The 20,062-nt window shown below is 71.4% G+C and carries 14 protein-coding genes and 4 pseudogenes; 8 read left to right on the top strand and 10 right to left on the bottom strand.

Translation table 11 applies throughout. The features are described 5' to 3' along the window. Window positions 1–34 precede the first annotated feature (34 nt). Window positions 35–1,360 carry a dGTP triphosphohydrolase gene (dgt, locus tag QT196_RS27845; protein ID WP_248001331.1) on the top strand — a complete coding sequence of 442 codons (1,326 nt, stop codon included), beginning with the start codon at window positions 35–37 and terminating at the stop codon, window positions 1,358–1,360. Window positions 1,361–1,410: 50 nt separating this feature from the next. Here dgt and QT196_RS27840 read toward each other — a convergent pair whose 3' ends face one another. The 7 genes from QT196_RS27840 to QT196_RS27810 all read right to left on the bottom strand — a co-directional run bounded on the left by QT196_RS27840 (window position 1,411) and on the right by QT196_RS27810 (window position 8,111). Then, complete coding sequence (locus QT196_RS27840) at window positions 1,411–2,250, bottom strand: cytochrome c biogenesis CcdA family protein (protein ID WP_168481454.1); 840 nt, start codon at window positions 2,248–2,250, stop codon at window positions 1,411–1,413. Further along, on the bottom strand, window positions 2,247–3,029 hold the full coding sequence (locus tag QT196_RS27835; protein ID WP_168481453.1) for a DsbA family protein: 783 nt from the start codon (window positions 3,027–3,029) through the stop codon (window positions 2,247–2,249). The genes QT196_RS27840 and QT196_RS27835 overlap by 4 nt, the downstream gene beginning before the upstream one ends. A 57-nt stretch (window positions 3,030–3,086) precedes the next feature. Continuing rightward, window positions 3,087–3,593 (bottom strand): hypothetical protein, encoded by a 507-nt coding sequence (locus tag QT196_RS27830; RefSeq protein ID WP_168481452.1) that lies wholly within the window; start codon window positions 3,591–3,593, stop codon window positions 3,087–3,089. 131 nt (window positions 3,594–3,724) lie between these two features. After that, on the bottom strand, window positions 3,725–4,264 hold the full coding sequence (locus tag QT196_RS27825; protein WP_266733363.1) for an ATP-binding protein: 540 nt from the start codon (window positions 4,262–4,264) through the stop codon (window positions 3,725–3,727). A gap of 264 nt (window positions 4,265–4,528) precedes the next feature. Then, complete coding sequence (locus tag QT196_RS27820) at window positions 4,529–5,296, bottom strand: enoyl-CoA hydratase-related protein (protein WP_168481450.1); 768 nt, start codon at window positions 5,294–5,296, stop codon at window positions 4,529–4,531. Between the two features lie 83 nt (window positions 5,297–5,379). After that, entirely contained in the window at window positions 5,380–6,618 is a 1,239-nt protein-coding gene (locus tag QT196_RS27815) for an Ig-like domain-containing protein (RefSeq protein ID WP_290355922.1), read from the bottom strand. A gap of 176 nt (window positions 6,619–6,794) precedes the next feature. Further along, a complete protein-coding gene (locus QT196_RS27810) occupies window positions 6,795–8,111 on the bottom strand; it encodes an Ig-like domain-containing protein (RefSeq protein WP_290355921.1) in 1,317 nt (438 codons plus the stop codon). A 240-nt stretch (window positions 8,112–8,351) separates the two neighbouring features. On the opposite strand from QT196_RS27810, the gene glgX reads away from it, so the two are divergent. After that, window positions 8,352–10,607, top strand: a complete 2,256-nt coding sequence (gene glgX, locus QT196_RS27805) for a glycogen debranching protein GlgX (protein WP_168481449.1) — start codon at window positions 8,352–8,354, stop codon at window positions 10,605–10,607. 255 nt (window positions 10,608–10,862) lie between these two features. Here the strand turns inward: glgX and QT196_RS27800 are convergent, their stop codons facing one another. Next, on the bottom strand, window positions 10,863–11,969 hold the full coding sequence (locus tag QT196_RS27800) for an LLM class flavin-dependent oxidoreductase (RefSeq protein WP_168481448.1): 1,107 nt from the start codon (window positions 11,967–11,969) through the stop codon (window positions 10,863–10,865). 44 nt (window positions 11,970–12,013) lie between these two features. Continuing rightward, window positions 12,014–12,991, bottom strand: coding sequence for an amino acid--tRNA ligase-related protein (locus QT196_RS27795; RefSeq protein ID WP_290355917.1), 978 nt, complete (start codon window positions 12,989–12,991; stop codon window positions 12,014–12,016). 408 nt (window positions 12,992–13,399) lie between these two features. On the opposite strand from QT196_RS27795, the gene QT196_RS27790 reads away from it, so the two are divergent. Continuing rightward, on the top strand, window positions 13,400–14,173 hold the full coding sequence (locus tag QT196_RS27790; protein ID WP_290355916.1) for an SDR family NAD(P)-dependent oxidoreductase: 774 nt from the start codon (window positions 13,400–13,402) through the stop codon (window positions 14,171–14,173). A 371-nt stretch (window positions 14,174–14,544) separates the two neighbouring features. Then, a pseudogene (locus tag QT196_RS27785) lies at window positions 14,545–14,937 on the top strand (phosphatase PAP2 family protein); the annotation flags it as partial. A 39-nt stretch (window positions 14,938–14,976) separates the two neighbouring features. Here QT196_RS27785 and QT196_RS27780 read toward each other — a convergent pair. Next, window positions 14,977–15,603 (bottom strand): annotated as a pseudogene (locus QT196_RS27780) (response regulator transcription factor); the annotation flags it as partial. A 3-nt stretch (window positions 15,604–15,606) separates the two neighbouring features. Here QT196_RS27780 and QT196_RS27775 point away from each other — a divergent pair. The 4 genes and pseudogenes from QT196_RS27775 to QT196_RS27760 all read left to right on the top strand — a co-directional run. Continuing rightward, window positions 15,607–15,759, top strand: a pseudogene (locus QT196_RS27775) (transposase); the annotation flags it as partial. A gap of 14 nt (window positions 15,760–15,773) precedes the next feature. Further along, window positions 15,774–16,256, top strand: a pseudogene (locus QT196_RS27770) (ATP-binding cassette domain-containing protein); the annotation flags it as partial. Window positions 16,257–16,281: 25 nt separating this feature from the next. Continuing rightward, window positions 16,282–18,222, top strand: a complete 1,941-nt coding sequence (locus tag QT196_RS27765; RefSeq protein ID WP_290355914.1) for an ABC transporter ATP-binding protein — start codon at window positions 16,282–16,284, stop codon at window positions 18,220–18,222. Then, on the top strand, window positions 18,222–20,057 hold the full coding sequence (locus QT196_RS27760) for an ABC transporter ATP-binding protein (RefSeq protein WP_290355912.1): 1,836 nt from the start codon (window positions 18,222–18,224) through the stop codon (window positions 20,055–20,057). Before QT196_RS27765 ends, QT196_RS27760 begins: the two co-directional genes overlap by 1 nt. The last annotated feature ends 5 nt before the right edge of the window (window positions 20,058–20,062 follow it).

Genomic DNA, 20,062 nt, shown 5'->3' with positions numbered 1-20,062 from the left:
GCCCCGGTGGGCGGGGCAGGACTACCATCCGCGCATGCGACCTGCCACATACAGCGATGAGGATCTAGAGCAGCACTCCCTCCGGCGACGGGTGCCCGACGACGGGCAGCGGTCCGGGTTCGAGCATGACGTCGACCGGATCCTGTACTCGACGCAGTGGCGGGCGCTGGCCGGCAAGAGCCAGGTGGTGGCGAGCGCCGAGCTGGGCGCGTACCACACCCGGCTGACCCACTCGATGAAGGTGGCGCAGCTCGGCCGGCGGATGGCGGAGCGGCTGGAGCGGCAGTACGGCGGGCCGAATCCGGCGCTCGTCGAGGCGGCGTGCATGGCCCATGACATCGGCCATCCGCCCTTCGGGCACGCCGGTGAGCTGGCGCTGCGCGCCACGATGGACGAACTGCACTTCGCGGACGGTGTCCTCGACAGCTTCGAGGGCAATGCCCAGACCCTGCGGGTACTGACCTTCCTCGCCGCCCACAAATACCCGGGCCACCGCGGGCTGCATCTGACCCGCGCCTGTCTGGACGCCGCCACGAAGTACCCGTGGGAGCGGGCGCCCGTCGACCAGGATCCGGCGCGGCATGTGAAGTGGGGCGTGTACGTCGCCGACCGGGAGGCGTTCTCCTGGGTGCGGGCCGGCCGTACGGACACCGCCGTACCGGTCGAGGAGCAGGTCATGGACTGGGCGGACGATGTCACCTACGCCTGCCATGACGTGGAGGACTTCTATCGCACGGGCCTGATCCCGCTGGCCGCGCTGTTCCCGCCGGACGGCGCCGCGGGCAGCGACACCGAGCGGGAGACCTGCCGCTTCCTGGACTATGTGCAGGCCAAGCGGGCGCGGGCGGGCGAGGAGTTCGACCGGGCGGCCGCGCTGGTGATGATGGAGGACATCGGCAAGCGGCTGGCGGTGCCCGCCCCGTACAGCGGCAGCCATGAGGACGCGGTGGCGGTCAATCGCCGCACCGCGGACCTGATCTCGTACTTCACCCGGGGCATCGAGCTGGAGGTGGGCGGCCCGGCGGCGATCCGCTACGGGGCGCAGCTGGTGATCCCGGCGGACCGGCGGGCCGCCTGCGATCTGCTCAAGGAGCTGGTGTGGTGCTACGTCATCGACCGCCCGGCGCTCGCCACCCAGCAGCACGGCAAGCGGCGGGTGGTGAGCGAGCTGCTGCGCTGGAGCCATGACGCGCCCGAGCTGCTGCCGCCGGACCGCGCCGAGGAGCTGGCACTGCACGGCGACCGGCTGCGGGCCGCCGCGGACCATGTCGCCTCGCTGACCGAGGATCAGGCACTGGCCCTGCACCGGCGGCTGTCGGGTACGGGTCTGGGCTCGGTCAACGACAACGTGTGGCTTTGAGGCCGCGGAGCGGGGCTCACCGTCTCCCGGTGGGCCCCGCTCCCGCGTGGCTATTCGGTACCGTCCCGCTGCTTCTTCTCCGGCCGTAGCGCGAACCGGCCGAGCACCCCGGCGACGACCAGCGCGGCGACCGCGATCAGGACGGCGTCGGGGACGCCGTTGCCGATCCGCGTGGCCCACTCCTCGGCCTGGAATTCGCTGTCCGCGTCGAGGATGCCGGGCAGCGCACTGGTCCCGTTGAAGCGCAGGAACAGCACGCCGATTCCGATGAAGAACAGCCCGGAAAGCAGCGAGGTGGTGTGCAGCCGCAGCCTGCCGACGGTGAATTCACGGCCCCGCAGCCAGCCCCGGGTGCCGAGCTTGCAGCGGTCCCACAGCAGCGCCAGTACGAACAGCGGCAGCGCCATGCCCAGCGCGTAGACGGCGAGCATGGAGGCGCCGTAGACCGGTGAGCCGCTGACCGCCGTCACCGTCAGCACCGCGCCGAGGATCGGCCCCGCGCAGAATCCGGCCAGGCCGTAGACACAGCCGAGCAGGAAGGTGGAGACGGCCGACCGCGGGGTGATCCGCGCGGCGGCGGCCTGGGCGCGCCGGGAGGCGAAGCCCAGGCCGAGGATCTGGGCGAGGCCCATCGCGATGACGACCCAGCCGCCGACGGCGATCAGCAGATCGCGGTGGCCGTTGAACAGCCGGCTGGCCGCCGTACTGGCCGCGCCGAGCGGCACCAGTGTGGTGGCCAGTCCCAGATAGAACACGCCGGTACGGGCGACCAGCCGGCCGGGCGTGGACAGGGAGTACGCGAAGAACGCCGGCAGCAGCAGTGCGCTGCACGGGCTGAGCAGCGCGAGCGCACCGCCCAGGAACGCCGCGAGGTAGCCGATGTCGGTCATTTGCCGGCTCCCTTGCCCGCCGTGCCGTGCTTCGCCCGTGCCGCCGCCTCCTCGATGGCCTGGGCGAAGACCTCCTGGGGCTGGGCCCCGGCCACCGGACGGCCGTTGACCAGGAAGGACGGGGTGGACTGCACCCCGAGCTGGTAGCCCTCGTCCTGATCCTTCTTCAGCGCCCGCTCGGCGTCCTTGCTGTTCAGATCGGTACGGAACTTGTCGAGGTCGTCCACGCCGCTCTCCCGGGCCATGTCGACGAGCTTGTCCTCGGCGAGCGCCGCGCCCTTACGGGTCTTGGCGTACAGCTCGTCGTGCAGCTGCCAGAACTTGCCCTGCTGCCCAGCGGCCCAGGAGGCGCGGGCGGCCCGCTCGGAATGCGCGCCGAAGACGGTGAAGTTGCGGAATTCGATGCGCAGGGTGCCCTTGTCGACGAACTTCTTGATCAGGCCGGGCTGGGTCTCCCGGGTGAAGCGGCCGCAGAACGAGCACTGGTAGTCGGCATATTCGACGAGGACCACCGGGGCGTCCTTCTTGCCGATGGCCAGCGGGTCGCCGTCCGCGCGCCGGCTGGTCCGCTCGGCGAGGTCGTCGAACATCTTCTGCTGGGCGGGGTCCTCCTGGGGATCGGTGGAGGCGGCGGCCTCGGGTGCGTCGGTGCGGCCGGTGTCGCGGTCGCCCTCGACGGACGAGCCGACGGCGATCGCGATGGCGATCAGGGCGACGACGAGGGCCACGACCGCGCCGATGGCGGCCAGTTTGCGGGTGGGAGAGGCGGAAACGGGCATGCGGAAGCTCCAGACGTACGGAGGGGGAATGCGGGCCGTGTGCGTCGGGGCGGCGGCCTATATCCGCAGTACGGGGAGGAGCGCGGTGTGGTCGATGACGGACGCGCTGTCCGTCGGTGGCCGGGCCAGCGCGCACTGCACGGGCAGATCCACGGCGAGCGGCCCCGGGCCGATGGCGGCGGGGGCAAGGGGCTCACCGCGGTGCGGTGCGGGCAGCGGGGCGCCCTCGTCGGGCCCAGGGGCATGCCGGTCCGAGCACCTCTTGGGCGCGTGGGCGACGGCGAGCGGGGCGTCGGGGTCGAGCCGGGGGGCGTGGTGCGCGGCGGCCGGGCGCGCGGCGGAGGTTCCGTCCGCCGGGCCGGTGGTGGCCGGGCCGGTGTCCGGGCCGGTGGTGTCCGGGGCGGCCGCGGGCGTCGCGTCGCCCGCCCGCCAGTCCGCCGCGGCGGTCGCCGCTCGGCCCGCAAGCCAGGCCTGGTCGCCGCCGATCCGGCACAGCAGCGGCCCGAAGGTGACGGTGAGGAGGAGCAGCAGCGTCAGCGCGGCCGACCGGCGCACAGGGTGCATGTCCCTCCCTCTCCGTACCTCGCGAGCATGAACAACCCATCCTACGGATCGCCGCCGCACGAACGGAGCACCGCCGGACCCCGGCGCCTGTCGCGGACCGCCCGGCCGGGCCGGGGCCGCGGAACCGGCGTTCAGCGGTCGGCGATCCGCATCTCGAACCAGGTGGTCTTGCCGCGGGGCAGCAGATCCACGCCCCAGCGTTCGGAGAGCGTGTCGACGAGGAAGAGACCGCGGCCGCTGAGGTCCGTCTCCTGGACCGGCATGAGACACGGCAGGCCGCGGGACGGGTCGCGCACCTCGATGCGGATCCAGCCACGGCGGCGCAGCATCCGCAGCCCGAAGGTGCGGGCGCCGGTGTGCCGTACGGCGTTGCCGACGAGCTCGGAGACCAGCAGCACGGCGTGCTCGGCGAGCTGGGGCGTCAGGGACCACTGCTTGAGGAGGACGGCGGCGGTGAGCCGGCGGGCGATACCCGCGGACTGGGGGCGGGAGGGGAGCCGGACCTCACCGAGGGCCGGGTCGCCGGCCGGTTCGGGTGCCGCGGACACCGGTCTGCGGGGAGCCGGGGCCTGGTCCCGGTCCGCGCCGGGGATGCCCCGTCCTGCGGCGGCCGGTTCACTCCGCGGCCGCGGCTGCTCCATTCCTTCGAGGCCCGCCATGCCCCCCATCATGGCTGTTACTTGACGGTCACGGGGGTGGAACCGACGGAATCCGCTGTCCGGAATCGCCGGTTCCATCCCCTCGCCGAGACATATGCCAACGGCAGTTAAGGTTCCGGGTCGCACCTGCTGACCTGCGACAACGCCCGGCATCCGCAGAGCGGGCGGCAAGCCTCAACAAGGTTGCCTTAAGGCGTAATTAAGGTGTGCATCATTCCCCCACAAGGGGCATCAGGTCCCGGCCAAACCTCAGATGCCCCGTCAACACCAGCTGTTTCAGCGGAACTTGGCCTTGCCCGGACCTTCCTCGACGAAGCTGCGCATGCCGGTCTCCCGGTCCTCGGTCGCGAACAGCCCCGCGAACCAGTTGCGTTCAATGGTGAGACCGGTGTCGATGTCGGTCTCCAGGCCCGCGTCCACGGACTCCTTCGCGGCCCGCAGCGCCAGCGCGGGGCCGGCCGCCAGCCGCGCGGCCCAGGCGTGCGCCTGCTCGTAGACCTCGGCGGCCGGGACCACCCGGTCGACCAGCCCGAGGGTGAGCGCCTCGTCGGCCTTCACCTGACGGCCGGTGAAGATCAGGTCCTTGGCCTTGGACGGGCCCACCAGCCGCGCCAGCCGCTGGGTGCCGCCGGCGCCGGGGATGAGCCCCAGCAGGATCTCCGGCTGGCCGAGCTTGGCGTTGTCGGCCGCGATCCGGATGTCGGCACAGAGCGCCAGCTCGCAGCCGCCACCCAGCGCATAGCCGGTGATCGCGGCGACCACCGGCTTGGGGATCCGGGCCACGGCGGTGAACGCGTCCTGGAGCGCCTTGGACCGCACGACCATCGCCGCGTGATCCATGACCTGCATTTCCTTGATGTCCGCGCCGGCCGCGAACACCTTCTCCCCGCCCCAGATGACGACCGCACGGACATCGTCGCGGCGGGTGGCTTCCTCGGCCAGCTCGCGCAGCCGGTCCTGGGTGGCGATGTCCAGTGCGTTCATCGGCGGACGGTCCAGGCGGATGGTGCCGACGCCGTCGGCGACCTCGAGATTCACAGTCATGCCGGAAGGTTAGTACGCGTTAACGACGCCGGGCCCGGTGCACTCGGTCACAGTGCAGCGGGCCCGGTCGCCTTCCGGCCGTTCTACTGGTCGGCCTTCCACTTCTCCCAGGAGAGGTTCCAGTCGCTGAAGCCGTTGTCCGGCTGGATCGTTTCATCGTGCGAGTTCTTGACGACGACCACATCGCCGATGACGGAGTTGCGGAAGAACCACGCCGCCGGGGTGGAACCGTCACCGCCGCCCCGCTGGTCGAACAGGCCCACACAGCCGTGGCTGGCGTTGCGGGTGCCGAACGCCGTGCGGCCCGACCAGTAGTTGCCGTGGATGAAGGTGCCGGACGTGCTCAGCCGCATCGCATGCGGCACGTCCTTGATGTCGTACTCCCCGCCGAAGCCGACGGTGTCCCCGTTCATCCGCGTCACCAGGTGCTTCTCGCTGATCACCATCTTGCCGTTGTACGTCTCGGTACCCGGCGCGCCCGAGGTGATCGGGATGGTCTTGACCGTCTTCCCGTCGCGGACCACCGTCATCTGCTTCGACTTGGCGTCGACCGTGCTGACCTGGCTGCGGCCGACGGTGAACGAGACCTCCTTGGCCTGGGTGCCGTAGACACCGGGCCGGCCCTCGACACCGTTGAGGTCGAGCTTGAGGGTGACCTTGGTGCCGGGCGCCCAGTACTTCTCGGGGCGGAAGTCGAGCCGGTCGTTGCCGAACCAGTGGCCCTCGATCGGGACCGACGGCTCGGCGCTGACCTTGATGGCGTCCTCGACGGCCTTGGGGGCCGTGATACCGCGGGTGAAGCGGATCGAGACCGGCATCCCGACGCCGACCCGCTGGCCGTTCTCGGGGCTGTACTGGCCGATGAAGGTGTTCTTGGGGACGAGGGTGGTGAAGCCGGAGTGCTCGGCGGCCTCCCGGCCGCGGCCGTCCACCGCTATGGCGTCGACGGTGTACTTCGTCGAGGCGCCCAGGTGGCCGCTCGGCTTCCACACGGCGCCGCCGGCCGATATCTTCCCGTCGACCTCATTGCCCTTGCCGTCCTTGACCTTGACGGACTTGAGCCGGCCCTTCTGGGCGGTCACCTTCAGCGCGCCGCTGGTGGCGACGTCGTCCGCGCCGTCCTTGGGCGCTATCGTCACGGCGGCCTGCGAGGCGTCCTTGTCCCCGCCCGCCTTGCCGGCCTTCTTGCCGTCACCGTCATCGCCACCACACCCCGTCGCCAGCAGCAGTACGGCGGCGAGCGCGACGGCAAGCGGGCCGCCGCCCTTGTGCGGCCACCGACGCCGGCGAGCCGGCACCCCCGAATTCGGCTGGACGTTCACGACTGGCCCCTTTTCCCCTCGCACGGCCCGCGGTCCCCCGCACGCGGATGCGGACAGCCGCGCGCTTGCCGTTAGATAACCACACCGACGTGACAGTGAACTCCCCGTGAATGTCACTGTTTAGTCCCAAGTGCGGGGGTGGTGCGGGGGACTTGTCCCGGCGGACCGGCTCCCGTTCAGCGCAGCGCGGTTCCGGCCCGCCACAACTCCCACGGCATGTTCCAGCCACCGAGGCCGTTGTCCGGCGCGACCGTGCGCTCCGGGGAGTTGTGCACCTCCACGGTGTCCCCGACGATCGAGTGGCCGAAGAACCAGCCGGCCGGGGTGTTCGGGCCGCCGCCCTTGATGTCCTTCAGCCCCACGCAGCCATGGCTGGTGTTGACGCCGCCGAAGACCTCGGGCGGCGCCCAGTAGTTGCCGTGCAGGAAGGTTCCCGACCTGGTGAGGCGCATGGCGTGCGGCACGTCCGGGATGTCGTACTCGCCGCCGAAGCCGACGGTGTCGCCGTCCATCCGCGTCATCGAATGGCGCTCCAGGATCACCATCCGCCCGTTGTACGTGGGGTTCTCGTCGTCGCCCGCGGTGACCGGCAGCACCGCCACGACCCGGCCGTCCTGGCGCACGGTCATGGTGTGCCGGGCGGCGTCGATGGCGCTGACCTGGTCCCGGCCCACCCGGTAGCGGACGGTTCTGCGCTGGGTCCCGTAGGCGTTCGGCCCCGCCTTCACCCCGCGCAGCCGCAGCTGCACGGTGATCACGGTGCCCGGCTGCCAGCGGTCGCGCGGCCGGAAGTCCAGCCGCCGGCGGCCGAACCAGTGGGCGGCGATCGCGACGCCGGGCCGGGCGCTGACCCGGACGGCGCGTTCGACGGCCGCGCGGTCGGCGATCGGGCGGCTGAAGACCATCGAGAAGATCAGGCCGGTGCCGACGGTGGCATCGCGCTGGGGTGAGAAGTGGCCGACGAAGCGGTGGACGGGGGCGGCGGTGGTGAAGGTGGTGTGGCGGGCGAAGCGGTGGCCCGCGCCGTCCAGCGCCACCGCGTCGACGGTGTACTTCGCGCCGAGCCGGAGATGCCCGGGGGCGGGCCGCCAGGTCAGGCCGTCCGGCGAGATCCGCCCCGTGACGGACCGCCGGCCGGGGTCACCGGTCCGGCTGACCGCCACCCGCTCCAGCCGCCCGGCCGGCACCCGGATCTCGAACCGCCCGTCGGCCCGTACCCCGTGCGCGCCGTTGTGCGGGACGACCGTGATCGTGCCCTCCGGGGAGGGTGGTTTGCCGCCGGTGAAGACCTCCGGGTCCCCGCAGCCGGCCAGTGCCGCGGCCCCGGTGAGCCCGGCCAGGACGACGAGGGCGAGACGGGTGCGGCGGGCCGCCCGCACCGCCGCGCCGCCGGCCGCCCGGCGCCCCGCCCCGTCCGGCAGCCGGCCCCGCACCCGGGCGCCACCGCGGCGCTTCGCTCGGTCCCCTGCTCGGTCCTGCTGATGGGCGGTCATATACCGCATTGTGCGGGATGATGCCCGGGTTGGGACGTATGCCGCGTAACGGGATGTCATCGGCGGAACGGCGCGGTGCGCGGAGCCTCCCACGGGAAGCGTGCGGCAACGCCCGGTTGCGGGAAGAACAACGGGGAGGGCGGACACCTGCACGGCCGGGACTCCCCAGCACACGCTGGTGGGCACCACCATGCCGGGACCCACCGCCCGACCGAGCCATGAGCCGCAGGAGGCGGGCACGTGTCGAGCGCACCCGAGCAGGAGGCAGTGGCGGACGAACCACTCGCCCCACCCGCGGACATCCGTCCCGGCAGCCCCACCCCCCTGGGGGCCCGCTACCGCACCGGCCCCGATGGCATCGCCGGCACCAACTTCGCCCTGTGGGCGGGCGGCGCCGAGGCGGTCGAACTGTGTCTCTTCGACGACGCGGAGCGCGAGACGCGCCATGCGCTGACCGAGCTCACCCATGAGATCTGGCACGGCTTCCTGCCCGGTGTCCACCCCGGACAGCGCTACGGCTACCGGGTGCACGGCCGCTGGGACCCCTGGTCCGGCGCCCGCTGGAATCCGGCGAAGCTGCTGCTCGACCCGTACGCCAGAGCCGTGGACGGCGACTTCGGCACCCGTACGGAGGGTTCCGGCACGGGGGCCGCGCTGCCCGCCCAGCTGTACGGGCACGTCCGCGACTGGCCGCAGCAGCAGCTCGCCGACACGGTGCGCGACGACCGGGACTCGGCGCCGTACGTCCCCAAGGGCGTCGTGGTCGGCGACGACACCGGGGGCGAGGGCGGTGCCGACGAATGGCGGGACGACCGCCGGCCCAAGACGCCCTGGCCGGACTCGGTGCTCTACGAGCTGCATGTGCGCGGTTTCACGATGCGTCACCCCGGAATCCCGGAGCGGCTGCGCGGCACCTACGCCGGGCTGGCGCACCCCGCGGCGCTGGAGCACCTCGTCCGGCTCGGGGTCACCGCCGTCGAACTGCTGCCGGTGCACCAGTTCGCGCACGAGGACCACCTGGTGCGCCGGGGGCTGCGCAACTACTGGGGCTACAACTCCCTCGGCTATTTCGCGCCGCACGCCGGATACGCCGCCACCGGCACCCGGGGGCAGCAGGTCGGCGAGTTCAAGCGGATGGTGCGGGCGCTGCACGACGCGGGTATCGAGGTGATCCTCGACGTCGTCTACAACCACACCGCGGAGGCCGGTGAACTGGGCCCGACGCTCTCCCTCCGGGGCATCGACAACCGCGGCTACTACCGGCTGGCGGGCGACGCCCGCCGCTACGCCGACTACACCGGCTGCGGCAACACCCTGCATGTCGTCCAGCCCCAGGTGCTGCGGCTGATCACCGATTCGCTGCGCTACTGGGTCACCGAAATGGGCGTGGACGGCTTCCGCTTCGACCTGGCGGCCGCGCTGGCCCGCTCGATGCACGACGTCGACATGCTCTCCCCGTTCCTCGCCGTGATCGCCCAGGACCCGGTGCTGCGCCGGGTCAAGCTGATCGCCGAGCCCTGGGACGTGGGCAACGGCGGCTATCAGGTCGGCGCCTTCCCGCCGTTGTGGACGGAGTGGAACGACCGCTACCGCGACACCGTCCGGGACTTCTGGCGCGGCGCACAGCACGATGTCCGCGATCTGGGGTACCGGCTCTCCGGATCGAGCGACCTCTACGCCTGGGGCGGCCGCCGCCCGTACGCCTCGGTCAACTTCATCACCGCCCATGACGGCTTCACCCTGCGCGACCTGGTCAGCTACGAGCACAAGCGCAACGCGGACAACGGCGAGGGCAACCGCGACGGCACCCACGACAACCGGTCCTGGAACTGCGGCGCCGAGGGCGAGACCGACGACCCGGAGGTCCGCACGCTGCGCCACCGCCAGCTGCGCAACCTGCTCACCACCCTGCTGCTGTCGACCGGGGTGCCGATGCTGGTCGCCGGTGACGAGATGGGCCGCACCCAGCACGGCAACAACAACGCCTACTGCCAGGACAACGCGACCAGTTGGCTCGACTGGTCGCTCCTGGAGGACCCGGAGTGGCGCCCGCTGGCCGGTCTCGCCGCCCGGCTCATCGCCCTGCGGCGCGCCCACCCCGTCCTGCGCCGCCGGGCGTTCTTCTCCGGCCGGCCGCATCAGCAGGGCGGTCTGCGCGACCTCGCCTGGTTCACTGCGGACGGGACGGAGATGACCGAACAGGACTGGTACACCCCGGGCGCCACACTCGGCATGTACCTCTCCGGGAACGACATCTCCCAGCGCGACGACCGGGGCATCCGGATCGTCGACGACAGCTTCCTCGCCGTGCTCCACGCCGGCGACCGGCCGCGCCCGTTCACCCTCCCCGGGCCGCCCTGGGCCGGCGGCTACGAACTCCTCATCGACACCGCGCGGGAGGACCAGCCGGGGGCGGCGGAGGCGCCGTACGCGGCGGGCGTGCCGATCACGCTCGCCGGGCGGTCGGTGCTGTTGTTCCGGGCGGTGCCGGACTGAGGCATACGGCGCGGCGGCGCAGAGCGGCTCCTCGGCCGAAATCCGGGTGAGCGTTGTCAGTGCCTCGCTTTAGGAAACGAATGCCCGAAGTACGAAGTCCATGGCCGGGAGCGCCTGCCGCACCCGCAGCGGGAAATGCGCGACGAAGTACCACACCGCCCGCTTCGTCTTCGTCCCCGCGCTCCGCGAGGAGCTGGCGGTCCTCGTGCCCGAGGACTCCGAAACGTTCAGCACCCTGGTCGCCGCCGCAGATAGTCAGCTGCGGGACGGGTGGGTCCAGAGACCCGCCTGGGCGAGTAGCGGGAGGACGCCTTCACCGAACCAGTACGCCTCCTCAAGGTGCGGGATTCCTGAGAGCACGAACTCGTCGATGCCGAGCCGGTGGTACTCAATGATCCTGGCGGCCACCTCCCGGTGCTCTCCCACCAGAGCCGTGCCCGCTCCGCCACGGACCAGGCCGATGCCGGCCCACAGGTTGGGCGTGATCTCCAGGGCGTCGGCGCGTCCACCGTGCAGCGCGAGCATCCGGTGCTGGCCTTCCGATTCGCTGTCATGCAGACCCGCCTGGACCGATCGGATCGCCTCTGGGGGGAAACTTTCGAGCAGCCGCCGGGCCTCGGCCCACGCCTGCTCGGTAGTGTCCCGGGTGATCACATGAAGCCGAATACCGAAACGTATTCGCCGCCCGGCGCGTGCGGCAAGTGCGCGTACGCGGGCCAGCTTCTCCGCTACCTGCGCGGGTGGTTCCCCGAATGTCAGGTAGACGTCGCTGTGGCGTGCGGCCACCTCGATTCCCGCCGGCGACGATCCGCCGAAGTAGACGGATGGCACCGGGTCGGGTAGTCGGCCGAGCCGGGCGCCCTCAACTCGCAGGTGCGATCCGCTGAAGTCAACAGACTCGCCGCCCCATAGCCGTCGGACGATCTCCAGGAACTCGCCAGTTCTGGCGTACCGGGCGTTCTTGTCCAGGAAATCACCGTAGGCGCGCTGCTCGTGGCTCTCACCACCGGTGACGACGTGGAGGAGAAGCCGGCCCTCCGAGTGCCGCTGGAAGGTAGCGGCCATCTGGGCGGTGAGAGTCGGGGAGACGAAGCCCGGCCGCAAGGCGACCATGAACTTGAGGCGTTCCGTTTCGCGCGCAAGCATGGCGGTGGTCACCCAGGCGTCCTCACACCAGGCACCGGTCGGGGTGAGCGCACCGTCGAAGCCCAGCTGTTCGGCTGCGGCGGTGATCTGCGTGAGGTAGCGGACCGTGGCGGGCCGCTGCTCCTTTTTGCTGCCGGCGGTAACGTCGTGGCCGCCGCCCACCACGTGCCGACTGTCGCCGTACGTGGGCAGGAACCAGTGGAAGGTCACCGTCACTCGGTTCTCCGGTCACTCTTGGAAGGGGTACACAGATCCCACGTCTACTCGCCTGCCCCGATGCGTCGGTTCGGGCCGGAATCGTGGGCCGCGAGGAGTTCCAGGACGCTGTCCGCCCCGGCGCAGTGCCGTACCAGCCGTTCCAGGCCGAGCCCGAACCCGGCTGTCTGTATCCCGGATCGTTTCTTCCATGCCGCGTACACGCGGTTCGGCTCACCGCCGAGCAACCGGGACTGCTCGGAGATCTCGGTCTCGTCCTTCGGCCGGAGCCCTCCCGTGGCAAGTTCACCGTGCCCGGCGGGCAACATCAGATCGTAGGTCTCCTGGAGCCCGTCTTCACCCTGCTGGTAGAGCGAGTCGCGCACACCGAGCGGATAGCGATGTATCCAGAAGGGCGAAGTGAATTTCTCGGTGAGAATCCGCTCCTCATCATGGGTCAGATCGGCGTTCTGCGGCTCCTGTGATTCTCGCCCGGCAAGAGTGAGCGCCTCGGCGAAGGAAATCCGCGGGTAAGGCCCGCTTTGCAAACCGGCCAGGCGCTCGGCAGCCCCGCGCCCCTCCTCCGGGAGGATCGGCGCCAGATAGTGAGCAAGCCCGCCGAGGATGTTCTCAGTGACGGTGAACACCTCATTCGCGTCCGCAGTCCGCCACTCGACCACCACCTGAAAGAAGGTGTACAGATGCCTGCCCGATGTCGCCTCGCCGTCCATGAGGAGACGCAGGCAAGGAGTGACGCAGTAGACCCGGTCCGCATACTCAAGAGCCATCTGCTTTTCCACCGAATGGCTCACGGGCAGGTGGTAGGCCCACTTCCCTTCCACCGAAACCCGGCCGTACTCGTCCTTCACCTGCGGGCGCGCCCGGTCCCCCAAGACCGCAATCGAGTGCCGGGCGCCCGGCTCGTCCTGGGAGGACAGTAGCGCGGGAAGAATCTCCAGGAATTCGTGATCGAGAAGACTTCGGCGCAACGCCTGAAGGACCCGGCCGGTCCACTGGTACGACTGCGCGGGCGAGAAGCTCACTATCACTCCCATGAAGTTGGGGCGATTACTGACCTTGCAATTGCCTTGGCGCCTGCGGTGCTCCCCCCGTGCGCTCGCCTGTATCCGCCTGGGTGTGAGCATGCGACCGCTCTGGGGTTTCTCCTCGGTTCTGCGCCTCGTCAGCAAGAGGCAAACGCTCGTCCGGCGCTATGGCCTGATCCTTCTGCGGACACCTCCGACGCCAGGACGTGTACTGAAGTCTGATCAGTGCGATCCATCATGATGAGACGCCTGCCGTCCGGCCAGCGGGATGAAATGGAGAAACCGATTCCGTGGCCCGATCCGGCCAGTTTCACCGTTGCGCCTTTACCCGTTGCCTGCTGATGGCCTTCTTGATAGCGTGCAACATTTCTATGACGGTGCACCTGTTGAAGCGAGGATGTACTCATGGCCGAAGTGCGCACGGGTGGCCTTGATTTCTTCGATCTGACCGGCAAGGTGGCTGTGGTCACCGGCGGCAACAGCGGTATCGGGGCCGCCTGCGTACGGCGCCTCGCCGAGGCCGGAGCCGGCGTGGTCGTCGGCTACAACTCCGGCGACAGCCGGGCAAACGATCTCGTTGCCGCCCTTCCCGGTGAAGGGCACAGTGCAGTACACATTCCGCTCGACGACTCCACCGCCATCCGCAGAGCCGTCGCCGACATCTCCGACCGCCACGGTGCGGTGGATGTACTGGTCAACTCTGCTGGCACAACCAAACAGGTTGACCACGTTGACCTCGAAGGAATGACGGACGCGGAATTCGACCGGATTCTGACAGTGAACGTACGGGGCACCTTCTCGGTGATTCGCGCGTTCACCCCGCTCCTACGCGCCTCCGGTGACGCGGTCATCGCCAACATCTCCTCGATTTCTGGCTTCACGGGGCTGGGAAGCAGCATTGCCTACTGCGCTGCCAAGGCGGGCCTGGACGTCATGACCACCTCCCTGGCGCGCGTACTCGGCCCACAGGTGCGCGTCTTCAACCTCTCGCCAGCAGCGGTTGACACAGGCTTCGTCCCCGGCCGCGATCCGGCCTCCGTCCGGGCCCAGGCCGCGTCGGCGCCGCTCCAGGTCGCCGCGGACCCGGACGACGTGGCCTGCTCGTTGATCGGCGCCGTCACATCCCTGCGGCTCAGCACCGGCACCGTCATCGTCATCGACGGCGGCGGCCACCTGTAGTCGCCGGGACGGCCGTCGCACGGGCCATCGACAGCGACAAAGGCGAGCGCGGCGTCCAGACAACCAGCGCCAACGGCTGGGCTCCGTGGCTCGATCTGCCGGAGCCCAGCCCCGTGTCACGGCTCTTCCGGCAGCGACAACCCGACCGTGATCGTTCTCCCCGCGCCTTCAGCACACGAGTGTTAGCGGACTTCGCGGCCTCGATCAGGATGGCCGTCCGGCGCTGTGGGAGAGGGTTTCCGTATCCGTCAACCCCGACGATCGGCAGGGGTCGCTGTTGCCGTTCGGCTCGGGTTCCTGGCTGTCTCCGCTTCTACGTTCAGGCCCCATGGAACAAGAACCACGAGAGAAGATCAGAGCTGGCCGGCTGAATGTTGCTGGCCTGGACGTGGTGGACAGCAGTCCGCCGCAAAGATCTACGAGAGGCCGCCGGATCGGTGTTGACCGGTTGCGGCACCGCCACGGCCTACGCGGTGAGCGAAGCAGTGAAGCTGGTGGTGGACGAGGAGCGACCTTGCCGCGCGCTGCGCACGGGGGCCAACCTCATCGCGGAATGCCCTGGCGCGGGAGACTGGTCCTTCCCGAGCAACCACGCAACCCTGGCCGCCGGGATGGCCGTCGGCATGGCCGTGCTTCGGCCGCACCTTGCCGCAGCCACGCTGCCGCTGGCCGGGGCCGCCGCGCTGCTGCGTGTCTTGGTGGGCGTCCACTATCCGCACGATGTACTCGCTGGCGCGATCCTCGGCGCCACCGTGGTGGTGGCCGTACTGCTCACGGTCCTGCCGCTGGCTCAGCGGACGGCATCACGTCTGGGATGGCGCAGGAACGATCCCGGCCTCGTGGGCAACGACCGCGGCAGCAGCGCGGTTGTCCACGCCCAGCCTCGCCAGGATGGAACTCACATGGGCTTTCACGGTCCCCTCCACCACATGCAAACGCCGGGCGATCTGCCCGTTGGACAGCCCACTGCCGAGGAAGGCCAGTACCTCCTGTTCCCGGGCGGTCAGGGAGTCGACTCGGACGCGGGCGGCGGAGCGCCGGCCAGCCAGGGTGCCCGCGCCCGTCGCGGCGAGGTGTGCGACGACCCGGGACGCGACCTTCGGTGACAGATAGGCGGCGCCGTCGGCCACCGCCCGCACCCCGGTGATCAGTTCCTCGGGCTCGCCCGATTTGACCAGGAAGCCGGTCGCGCCACCACCGAGTGCTCGCAGGATGTAGCCGTCCTCACCGAACGTCGTCAGCATGACGACGCCTGTGCTGGGCGCGGTGCTGCGGATCTCCGCCGCCGCGTCGATGCCGTTCAGCCCCGGCATACGGATATCGAGCACGGCTACCGCAGGGCGGTGACGCCGAACCAGTTCCACGGCCTCGTGTCCGTCACCAGCCTCGGCGACGATCTCCATGTCCGGATCCGAGGCAAGAACGGCGCGTCCTGCCCGACCCGTGTTCCCAAACCCCGAGGAGCCGGCCCCGGACGGCCACCCGGCGCCAAGAACAGGCACCGGGCACCCCGCTACGACGTCGGCAAGACCGTCAAACGCCCCGAGAGCCTCAAGGCCATCGGCAAGCCTGGAAGATCTTGGTAGATAAAGAACAAGCTCAGGAAGCGTTCCTGTTCTCCGGCACGGTGGCCGACAACATCGCCCTCGGCCGCCCGGACGCCACCCGCGAGGAGATCGAACGCGCCGCGAAGGCCCTCGGCGCCCATGACTTCATCGCCGCCCTGCCGGACGGCTACGACACCGATGTCCGCAAGCGCGGCGGCCGCATCTCCGCTGGCCAGCGCCACCTGGTGGGATTCGCAAGGGCGTTGCTCGCCGACCCGGCGGTGCTCATCCTCGACGAGGCCACCAGCTCCCTGGACATACCCGGCGAACGCGCCGTGCAGCGCGCGATGGACACTGTCCTGGAGGGCCGTACGGCCCTGGTGATCGCCCACCGCCTCTCGACCGTCGAGATCGCCGACCGGGTCCTGGTGATGGACGGCGGCCGGATCGTCGAGGACGGCCCGCCGGACGAACTCATCGCCGCCCGGGGCCGGTTCGCGCGGCTGCACCAGGCGTGGCGGGACAGCGTGGGGTAGGGCGGCAACGACGCGAGGGGGCGCCATGAGGACCGAGACCGCACGGGGGCCGGGAATCCCCGACCACCGAAGTGCCGGACGCTATGTGTGGTGGCTGGTGGTCAGCCAGCGGGGGCGGGTGGCGGCGGGCGCCACCTACGGGAGCCTGTGGATGGTCGGGCTGATGCTGCCGCCCTATGTGCTGTCCCGGGCCATCGACGAGGGGCTGGTGCCGGGCCGGATGCCGGTGCTGCTCGGCTGGGTGGCGGTGCTGTTCGCGGTGGGGGTGGCGAACGCCTGGCTGGCGGTCATGCGGCATCGCACCATGACCAGGATCCGGATGGACGCCACCTTCCGTACGGTGCGGGTCATCGTGGCGCAGACCCTGCGGCTGGGGGCCGCGCTGCCCCACAAGGTGACGGCCGGGGAGGTCGTCACGATCGGGATCGGCGATGTCGGGGTGATCAGCCAGACGCTGACGATGACCGGGCCCGGTGTCGGCGGGGTGCTGGCCTACGGGGTCGTCGCCGTGCTGCTGCTGACCGTCTCGCCGCTGCTGGCCGGGGTGGTGCTGCTGGGCGTCCCGCTGCTCGCACTGCTGGTCGGGCCCTTGCTGGGGCGGTTACAGGGAGCCGAATCGCGCTACCGCGAGCGGCAGAGCGGTCTGGCGGCCCGGCTGACGGACCTGGTCGGCGGGCTGCGGGTGCTCAACGGCCTGGGCGGCAAGGACGTGTTCGCCGACCGTCACCGGCGCGAGGCGCGGGAGCTGCGGGACGAGGGCTACCGGGTCGGTGCGGTGACGAGCTGGGTGCAGGCCCTCGGGGTCGGCCTGCCGACACTGTTCCTGGCCGCGGTGACCTGGCTCGCGGCCAGGATGGCGGCCCAAGGGGCCATCACGGTCGGTGAGTTGGTGGCGGTCTACGGATACGCGGCGGCGCTGGTGGTGCCGGTCTCGTTCTTCATCGAGGGCGGTTACGACCTCACCCGCGGGCTGGTCGCCGCCCGGCGGGTGGTCCGGTTTCTGCGGCTGGAGCCGGATACCGCGGACGGCTCCGGGGCCACGGCCGGGAGCAAGACCGTGAACGGGGCCGGGGATGCGGCCGGGAGCGGGGCCGGGGACGCCCCCGAAGCCGCGTCCGTGCTGCGGGATCCGGTGTCGGGTGTCGAGGTGGTGCCCGGTCTGCTGACCGCGCTGGCCACCGCCCGGCCGGGCGAGTCGGCGGCGGTGGTCGACCGTCTGGGCCGGTTCGCGGATTCGGCCGCCACCTGGGGCGCGGTACGTCTCGACGAGATCCCGCTGCCGCAGGTCCGCGACCGGATCCTGGTCGCGGACAACGAGGCCGACCTGTTCGCCGGGACGCTGCGCGAGGTGGTGGGCGGGCGCCGGGACCGGACCGAGGAGGCGATCGGCCGGGCCGTCCGGACCGCCCTGGCCGAGGACATCGTCCGCGGGCTGCCGGACGGGCTCGACTCGGCGGTCGAGGCGCAGGGCCGCAATCTCTCCGGCGGACAGCGGCAGCGGCTGCGCCTGGTGCGGGCGCTGCTGGCCGACCCCGAGGTGCTGCTCGCGGTGGAGCCGACCTCGGCGGTGGACGCGCACACCGAGGCCGGTATCGCGGCCCGGCTGCACCACGCACGGGCGGGCCGTACGACCGTCGTCACCAGTACCTCACCCCTGCTGCTGGACCGGGCCGACCGGGTGTACTTCCTCGTCGACGGCCGGACCGCCGCCGTCGGCAGCCATCGTCAGCTCCTGGCCGAACAGCCCGGCTACCGCCGCCTGGTGGCCCGCGGCGAGGACGAGGACGGCACGGACGACAGCCTCACGAACGGCAGCGGCACGCACGAGGCCCCCGTGAACGAGGACCGCGTGAACGAGGACCGTGTGAACGAGGTCGGCACGGGAGAGAGCGGCGCGGACGTGACCGGCACGACCGACGGTGCGGACCCCCGCCCCGAGGCCCCCGTGACCAAGGAGGACGCGTGATGACGGCGACCGCCACCCGGCCCGGACGCTCCGGGGACGCGCTGCCCGGTGGTGCGGCGCTGCCGGTGGCCGATCCGGCCACGACCCGGCGGGCGGCGCTCCGACTGGTCCGGCGGGACGGCCGGTCCGTGGCCCTGATGCTCACGCTGAACGCGCTGGCGGCCGGCGCCGGTCTGGCCGGCCCCTGGCTGCTCGGCCGGATCGTGGACACGGTGCGGTCCGGCGGCGGCGTGCACACCGTGGACCGGCTGGCGCTGGTCATCCTGGCGTGCGGGCTGGCGCAGCTGCTGCTGGCGCGCTACGCCCGGTATGCCGGGCACCGCTTCGGCGAGCGGACCGTGGCGCGGGTCCGGGAGCAGTACGTGGACCGGGCGCTGGCGCTGCCGGCCGCCGTCGTGGAGCGGGCCGGTACCGGCGATCTGACCGCCCGTGGGACGGCCGATGTCACCTCGGTCGCCCAGGCACTGCGGGACGCCGTGCCCGAGGTGTGCGTGGCCGCGGCGCAGGTGCTGTTCCTGCTGGGTGCGGTGGTGGTGCTCGATCCGCTGCTCGGCCTGTGCGGGCTGGGGGTGTTCAGCGCGGTGTTCGCGGTCCGCTGGTATCTGCGCCGGGCGCACAGCGCGTATCTGGCGGAGGGCGCGGCGACCTCGGCGCTCGCCGAGCTGCTGGCGGCCACCGCCGCGGGTGCCCGGACCGTCGAGGCGCTGGGGCTCCAGGAGCGCCGGACGGCGGCGAGCGAACAGGCCGTCGAGCACTGCCGCCGCACCCGCACCCGCACGCTGTTCCTGCGCAGTGTGCTGCTGCCGGCCGTGGACGTCGCCTATGTCGTCCCGGTGGTCGGCGTGCTGCTCGTCGGAGGGGCGCTGCACGGGCACGGCGGGATCAGCCTGGGCGTGGTCATCACCGCGGCGCTGTATCTGCGGCAGCTGTCCGAGCCGTTGGCGACGATCCTGTTCCGGGCCGAGCAACTCCAGAGCAGCGGCGCCGCGTTCGCGCGTGTCGAGGGCCTGGGCCAGGCCCCGCGGACCCGGACCGCCCCCGCGGCCCTGCTCCCGCACCCGTCCGCGGAGCCCTCCCCCGCCCTCCCCGCCGACGACCGCATCGAGGTCGCCGCCGTCCACTACGCCTACGGGGCCGGGAGCGGGAGCCCCGCAGCGGACCGCGATGTCCTGCACGGTGTGGACCTGACCGTCCGCCCCGGTGAACGCCTCGCCGTGGTGGGCCCCTCGGGCGCCGGCAAGTCCACCCTGGGGCGGCTGCTGGCCGGGATCGACGCCCCGCGCCACGGCTCGGTGACGGTCGGCGGGGTGCCGGTCGCCGCGCTGGACCCGGCGGCGCTGCGCCGGCAGGTCGTCCTCGTCACCCAGGAGCACCATGTCTTCCTGGGCACCCTCCGGGACAACCTCCAGATCGCCGCGCCCGACGCCGGGGACACCGCGCTGCGGGCCGCGCTGGCCGCCGTGGGGGCCGACTGGGCCGCGGAGCTGCCGGCCGGCCTGGACACCGAGCTGGGCGCCGGCGGCCACCGCCCGGACGGTTCCCAGTCCCAGCAACTGGCTCTGGCCCGTGTGGTGCTGGCGGATCCGCACACGGTGATCCTGGACGAGGCGACCGCGCTGCTCGACCCGCGGACGGCCCGGCACACCGAGCGCGCCCTGGCCGCCGTCCTGACGGGCCGTACGGTCATCGCCATCGCGCACCGTCTGCACACCGCCCACGACGCGGACCGGGTGGCCGTCATGGAGGAGGGCCGGCTGACCGAACTCGGCACCCATGACGACCTGGTGGCGGCGAACGGGGCCTACGCCGCCCTGTGGCACTCGTGGCACAGCTAGGGGCT

Source organism: Streptomyces sp. P9-2B-2 (assembly GCF_030406865.1).
GTDB lineage: Bacteria > Actinomycetota > Actinomycetes > Streptomycetales > Streptomycetaceae > Streptomyces > Streptomyces platensis.
This window is presented reverse-complemented; position numbering and strand designations above follow the sequence as displayed.

What these genes read in the sequence shown, in the direction of transcription:
- dgt (WP_248001331.1), top strand. Translation starts at nt 35, where the DNA reads ATGCGACCTGCCACATACAGCGATGAGGATCTAGAGCAGCACTCCCTC.
- QT196_RS27840 (WP_168481454.1), bottom strand. Translation starts at nt 2,250, where the DNA reads ATGACCGACATCGGCTACCTCGCGGCGTTCCTGGGCGGTGCGCTCGCG.
- QT196_RS27835 (WP_168481453.1), bottom strand. Translation starts at nt 3,029, where the DNA reads ATGCCCGTTTCCGCCTCTCCCACCCGCAAACTGGCCGCCATCGGCGCG.
- QT196_RS27830 (WP_168481452.1), bottom strand. Translation starts at nt 3,593, where the DNA reads ATGCACCCTGTGCGCCGGTCGGCCGCGCTGACGCTGCTGCTCCTCCTC.
- QT196_RS27825 (WP_266733363.1), bottom strand. Translation starts at nt 4,264, where the DNA reads ATGATGGGGGGCATGGCGGGCCTCGAAGGAATGGAGCAGCCGCGGCCG.
- QT196_RS27820 (WP_168481450.1), bottom strand. Translation starts at nt 5,296, where the DNA reads ATGACTGTGAATCTCGAGGTCGCCGACGGCGTCGGCACCATCCGCCTG.
- QT196_RS27810 (WP_290355921.1), bottom strand. Translation starts at nt 8,111, where the DNA reads ATGACCGCCCATCAGCAGGACCGAGCAGGGGACCGAGCGAAGCGCCGC.
- QT196_RS27790 (WP_290355916.1), top strand. Translation starts at nt 13,400, where the DNA reads ATGGCCGAAGTGCGCACGGGTGGCCTTGATTTCTTCGATCTGACCGGC.
- QT196_RS27765 (WP_290355914.1), top strand. Translation starts at nt 16,282, where the DNA reads ATGAGGACCGAGACCGCACGGGGGCCGGGAATCCCCGACCACCGAAGT.
- QT196_RS27760 (WP_290355912.1), top strand. Translation starts at nt 18,222, where the DNA reads ATGACGGCGACCGCCACCCGGCCCGGACGCTCCGGGGACGCGCTGCCC.